Here is a 1,380-nt window from a genome sequence, read left to right as displayed (position 1 = left end):
TTGGGTGCTTCATTGCTGTATTCGACAAGCAAAAGATTTCGTTTGAAGTACACTACAACAGCCCCAAGCTCTTCTATGTAGAGGATGTTGTCACTAAGCATAATATTCACAATCAGCGAGAAACTGAGCTTCTAACCCTTTCTGAAGGCAATACAAATATAGCTTCGCTTTTTCCTGTAACTCAAAGCAAAGCGACAGTGCGTCGTAGAACAAACAGCAAGCTGACGCTACAGGATGAAGAGGATATCTTACATGCATTGAAGATGGGCAATAAGCAAAAAGATATCGCTGCTCGCTTTCAGGTGTCACAGCCGATTGTTAGCAAGCTAAAGGCTAAGTTCACTTCACAAGGACTGCTAAAGTAAGTGGCTCAGCTAGAGGCTTTGTCGTGATTAACGTTCTGATTTTTGCCTAACTTTGCTAAGCATTAGCGCTTTTGAACAAACTAGTTAAAAAGCACTAAAAATAGCTATTTTTAAAGCAAAAAGTTAATAAAAAAGCGCCAAAACCAACGATTTCTGTTAGTTTTTAGCGCTTTTTGTTTTGTTAGGAGTAATGCACTACAAAACCCAACTCGTAGGCTACTGAGACAGGAAGTTCCGTTGTTCCTTTTCTTCTCAGCACACTTTGAGAGATTACTCTCCAAGGTATTTGAAGATAAGTTACAAGCAGTTCATTTTATGGAAGTTGTTCAACCTAAAATATAGCTTTCAGTTAACCTAGGGAGCTATTGCCCCCTAATGTCTTAGCTATTAATAACGCTATACACCGCCATATCAAAATAGGCAGACTTGAGATAGCAATGCCCAAGTAAACAACGAGTTATGAGATAATTCAATTCAAGGCTCGTTATGTCTTATTGCGACTCTCTTGTGACTTCAACTTTTTTCTGGACTTTGAAACCTTCAGCAGTAGAGTAAATGTCACATCTGTAAACGTTACCAAAATACCCCACAACATCTAGTTGTTCTTCCACCCCATCACAATGTCCAATTACAGCTATAAACATTGCTTTTAAATCTGTAGAAGTAGTGCTTTCGATTGTCTCATCAGTAACAGGGGCAAGATTAAGTTCAAACCCCTCAAACGAAGCTCGAATATCGCAATTGAATGTTGAACTGAAATTAGCAATGCAAGAAGCAATCTCATCAACAGATTCAGCTAAGTTCATTTGGGCATAAAATAGTTTCGTCAACGGCTCTTTGATACAAGTATTCATAAGTTTTTCCCTTTTAGTTTTAGCAGAAGCCCAACTTCTACTTTTCAATAGATACAAAAAAGCCCAAGGCGAAATGCCTCAGGCTTTAGTTCACAACGGTTTAGTTCTAGCTTTAATCTAGTAGTATTTTCTTCTAACACATATTTTCGTGAGCGTTGCAG

The 1,380-nt window shown here is 38.3% G+C and carries 2 protein-coding genes; one reads left to right on the top strand and one right to left on the bottom strand.

Features of this window, described 5'->3' with window-relative positions; translation table 11 throughout:
* A partial coding sequence (locus tag BCT81_RS29365; RefSeq protein WP_198596911.1) for a hypothetical protein occupies positions 1-365 on the top strand: 365 nt, incomplete at its 5' end.
* Positions 366-856: 491 nt separating this feature from the next.
* Here the strand turns inward: BCT81_RS29365 and BCT81_RS16270 are convergent.
* Complete coding sequence (locus tag BCT81_RS16270; protein ID WP_102425112.1) at positions 857-1,219, bottom strand: hypothetical protein; 363 nt, start codon at positions 1,217-1,219, stop codon at positions 857-859.
* Positions 1,220-1,380 lie beyond the last annotated feature (161 nt).

It is taken from the genome of Vibrio sp. 10N.261.52.A1, assembly GCF_002876325.1.
Taxonomy (GTDB): Bacteria; Pseudomonadota; Gammaproteobacteria; order Enterobacterales; family Vibrionaceae; genus Vibrio; species Vibrio chagasii.
This window is presented reverse-complemented; position numbering and strand designations above follow the sequence as displayed.

Coding starts and splice junctions, on each gene's coding strand:
- BCT81_RS16270 (WP_102425112.1), bottom strand. CDS start 1,219: ATGAATACTTGTATCAAAGAGCCGTTGACGAAACTATTTTATGCCCAA.